Genomic DNA, 3,833 nt, shown 5'->3' with positions numbered 1-3,833 from the left:
ACCGCGCCGAAACCGCCCGTATTGCTGCGTTGGCTGTCGTTCGCGCAAAGGCACAAGATTGCGGTGAGCTTTAGAACTTGGGCTGCTGGTGCAGCTGAATGGATCTGTCCGGAGTTAAAAGAATGACGCAGGAATTGAAAATGCCCCGTTATACTAAACCGGTTTTGTCCCGTCTCGAAAGCGGGGCGACCCTCGTTCGAGAAAACTCACAAGACGTGAGGGCTGTCGAAAAGGGTGGCGGCTATGTTTATTTCACTCTGCCAGATTGTCGGACTGTTCCCGTAATCGTTGGACGTTTTCTCGTCGAGAATGGTTTGGTTTCTCCATTGGGAGACGATCTTTTCGGCGGGTCTCAAACGTATCAGGTGGCTCATGGCTGAACTCCTGAACCTTCGGACAATGAAAGATATAGCCGAGGGGGAGGTTAACTCTCTGACGGACTTCATTAGGCATCACCGCGCCAAGAGAGCACGCGGTGAAGCATGGTTCATTCAGCAAGAGCAAATTTTGCAACATCGTCGGCAGGTCGTGAAGATGATCAATGATGAAATCTCGCGCCGCCAAGAAAGGGAAGCAGCATGAAACCGGTATTAATGGCCGTGTATTCAGAAGAGCTTACTCTTTGGACTGCGTTTGAGGAGGCGAAGAAGCGTTCTGAGAGAACTGGATCATTTGCTGATGCAGTTGAGGCTAAGCGCTGTTTGAAGGCGTTTTACAGTTATCAGTGTCCGATCATTCAGAAAAACTTGGGTATGATATGACGGCTGCACCTAATCAGTCAGATTTTGTTATTGAGCTTGAGCAAGAAGTGCTTGGGTCACTGATGCTTGGTGGTTTTGTTCGTGTTTCTTCTATGTTAGAGGCGCGGCATTTTGTTGAGCCTGTGCACCAGCATATCTATCAGGCTATCGCGTCCGCGTATGAGCGCTTCAATTCGGCTCGACCTGATATTTTAATAAAGCTGATACCCGAAGCTGTTGCTGAAACTTATAAACAAGCGACCGGTATTGGGATGGCGCGTTATATAGGTAGCCTTGCCACATCTGGGGTTCTCGGTTCTCCAAGTATTGAAAAGAGCGCGAAGCAAGTTATCGAGCAGTCTGCGCGTTTATCGCTAGCAGATCAGGCAGAAAGCCTCAGTGCTGCTGCGCGCGACCCCAATTCAAATCCGGCTGAGCTTGTGACAAAAGCTGGCATTATTTTTGATGATATTGTTTCTGATCTTCGTCGTGGTTCTAAGCGCAAGTCACAAGTCTCAGTAGCGAATGCAGCCTCACAAGCGATTGCCGCTGCTGAATTGGCTATGGCATCCGGTACAGGCATTACAGGTATGTCTTGGGGTTTGGCTGATATTGACCACGTCACCGGTGGCATCCATAAACGTGACCTAACGCTGATCGGTGCTCGCCCTTCAATGGGGAAAACTTCGGTCGCTATGTCCGTGGGGTGCAAGCTTGCCAAGCAGGGCTATGGCGTGGGCTTCATATCCCTTGAAATGGATGCTGAAAAGCTCGCCGCCCGTGCTGTTTCTGATCTGGCTTTCGATAGCCGCTTGAGAATTCCTTATCAGGATTTGGTCACAGGCCGACTAACTATGGCTGACCTCAATGCCCTTAAGCGCGTACAGGACGAAATGGATGGCCTACCATTGCTGATTGAGGAGCAGTCCGGTCTTTCTATATCAGACGTGCGCGTTAAGCTTGAGGTCATGCTGGAAGCATCAGAGAAGGCAGGCCAAAGCTTTGACTGTCTGATGATTGATCATCTCGGCCTGATCCGCGCCAGTAATCGCTATTCGGGCAATCGCAATAATGAGATTGCGGAAATGACCAGTGCGCTGAAATCAATGGCGCGTGAATATGACATTTCAGTACTTCTCTTATCGCAGCTTAACCGAGCAGTTGAACAGCAAGCCGATAAGCGGCCTCAATTGTCAGCCTTGCGCGACAGTGGCGCTATCGAGCAAGACGCAGACACAATCATCTTTCTCTACCGCGAGGCTTATTATCTCGAACGTGAAAAGCATGATGATGTTGATAAAGAAATAGCCCGTCAGGACAAACTGGCTGAGGTTCAAAACAAACTTGAATTCCACATTGCAAAGCAGCGCAACGGACCGGTCACGCAGATCGATCTGTTCATTGATGTCGCTTGCTCTGCTGTAAGAAACGCAGCGAGGTACGAAGTATGAATGGCCTTACTGACTATCAGTTGGAGGAAGCCACCAAGGGCTACTCTAAGGTTGCTGGGGAGAGATTTAATGCATGCAAGCTAGCGACCAATAGCCATATAGAGGCATGGATGCTGTGGGCAATTTGGTGTGCCTGCGACAGGGAGGGTGAAAGTTTTGGCCTGTCGCTTGAGCGGGAAATGCCAGCTGATTTGGGAGGGACGAGTGTATTGGTCATCCCTCAACTTGATATTGGTAATTACAAAGCTGATTTTGCAATCGCTTACAATCAAGGCTCACGCATCATTGTCGAGTGCGATGGCCACGATTTTCATGAAAAGACAAAGCAGCAAGCACAGCACGACAAGCAGAGAGACAGGTTTGTCCAAGATAAAGGGTGGAAAATTTATCGGTTCACCGGAAGTGAAATTTATAAATCTCCATTGACCTGTGCCAACGGCGTTATCGAGTCTCTTCGGAGGGCGAGCTATGAATGATGTAGCTATCCTTATTGCCGATATGGTTCGCGCGGGCGTGGACGCTGATTTAATTGGCCGCACCGCCGCTGCGTTATCCAATCGTGAGGCTGTGCAAGTTATCGATGAACAGGCAGAGCGCCGTCGCGCTAAGGATCGTGAACGGAAACGTCTGCGGAATTCCGCAGAATCTGCGGAAAATGTGGAAGCTGCTATTTCAAAAAAAGAAACATCCCCCACACCCCCTAAAGAAAAAACTACCCCTAAAGAAAATACCCCTAAAGGGGTACAAAAGAAAGCTCCCCAAGCCATTCTCGAAGCTGTGCTTTCCCAAGCCTCAGCCAAGGCGCTTGTGGAACACCGTCAAAAGCTGAAAAAGCCGATGACGGATCGTGCAGCTGAGTTGTTAGCGAAGCATCTTGCTGCTGCACCGCAGACCTGTGGGCTATCGCCAGAGCAAGCTGCGGATTTGATGATTTACAAGGGATGGCAGGGTTTTGAGCCGGAATGGGCGAAGAACGCACTCAAGGCAGGTTACGCCCCGCAGCCCGCGGCTACTGTGACACGAATTGATATTTACTCGCTGCCACAGGCTGAGCGGGAAAGTAAGCTGGCGTTTTTCCTTGAACAAGCAAGGTTGCACCGCCGCTGGAACCCAAGGCTTGGCGCTATGCCGTGGCAGGAAGGTTGCCGTATTCCTGAGCACCTTCTCAAGCCAGAGGACGGCAAGGGCTGGCAGATTATTGGAGCGGCAGCATGAGCGCACTCGACCTGTTCCGTATGGGCTTCAATACAATTGAAATTGCAGCTGCTCTTGGAAAGGCTGAGTTTGAAGTTGAACGCCTGACCCACACTGAAAGAACGCAGCAAATTAACGATTACAAACGCCTGAGACAGGCGAGAAGGTAGGGAAAACATGACTGACGACATCACAACGGAAACAGCTCAGACCATCGCAACCGGCCAGCTTCGCGCTTTTATTGAACGATATGAGAGATTGGACGTGGAAAAGAAGGCAATCAGCGACGATCAGAAAGAGCTGGTTGCCGAGGTCAAGGGAAGCGGCTTTGACGTGAAGGCTTTCAAGGAAATCATCAAGCTACGTAAGAAGGAAGATCATGAGCGCCAAGAAGAGGAAGCCATGATCCAGCTCTACATGGACGCGTTGGGGATGACATGATGCTTAA

The 3,833-nt window shown here is 50.1% G+C and carries 7 protein-coding genes; all 7 read left to right on the top strand.

What is annotated here, in order from left to right; all coding sequences use genetic code 11:
- Window positions 1–122: 122 nt before the first annotated feature.
- Window positions 123–380 (top strand): hypothetical protein, encoded by a 258-nt coding sequence (locus tag ABDZ76_RS17415; protein ID WP_343808595.1) that lies wholly within the window; start codon window positions 123–125, stop codon window positions 378–380.
- On the top strand, window positions 373–582 hold the full coding sequence (locus ABDZ76_RS17410; protein ID WP_343808592.1) for a hypothetical protein: 210 nt from the start codon (window positions 373–375) through the stop codon (window positions 580–582). Before ABDZ76_RS17415 ends, ABDZ76_RS17410 begins: the two co-directional genes overlap by 8 nt.
- A 142-nt stretch (window positions 583–724) precedes the next feature.
- Entirely contained in the window at window positions 725–2,191 is a 1,467-nt protein-coding gene (locus ABDZ76_RS17405) for a replicative DNA helicase (protein ID WP_343808589.1), read from the top strand.
- Window positions 2,188–2,667: an endonuclease domain-containing protein gene (locus ABDZ76_RS17400; RefSeq protein WP_343808586.1), complete on the top strand. Its 480-nt coding sequence runs from the start codon at window positions 2,188–2,190 to the stop codon at window positions 2,665–2,667. The genes ABDZ76_RS17405 and ABDZ76_RS17400 overlap by 4 nt, the downstream gene beginning before the upstream one ends.
- Complete coding sequence (locus ABDZ76_RS17395; protein WP_343808583.1) at window positions 2,660–3,406, top strand: hypothetical protein; 747 nt, start codon at window positions 2,660–2,662, stop codon at window positions 3,404–3,406. The genes ABDZ76_RS17400 and ABDZ76_RS17395 overlap by 8 nt, the downstream gene beginning before the upstream one ends.
- Complete coding sequence (locus ABDZ76_RS17390) at window positions 3,403–3,555, top strand: hypothetical protein (RefSeq protein ID WP_343808580.1); 153 nt, start codon at window positions 3,403–3,405, stop codon at window positions 3,553–3,555. The genes ABDZ76_RS17395 and ABDZ76_RS17390 overlap by 4 nt, the downstream gene beginning before the upstream one ends.
- Window positions 3,556–3,562: 7 nt before the next feature.
- A complete protein-coding gene (locus tag ABDZ76_RS17385; RefSeq protein WP_343808576.1) occupies window positions 3,563–3,826 on the top strand; it encodes a DUF2312 domain-containing protein in 264 nt (87 codons plus the stop codon).
- Window positions 3,827–3,833: the final 7 nt, after the last annotated feature.

It is taken from the genome of Paenochrobactrum glaciei, from assembly GCF_039522165.1.
Lineage (GTDB): Bacteria > Pseudomonadota > Alphaproteobacteria > Rhizobiales > Rhizobiaceae > Paenochrobactrum > Paenochrobactrum glaciei.
Note: the sequence above shows the minus strand (reverse complement) of the source record. Positions and strands in the feature narration are given on the sequence as shown.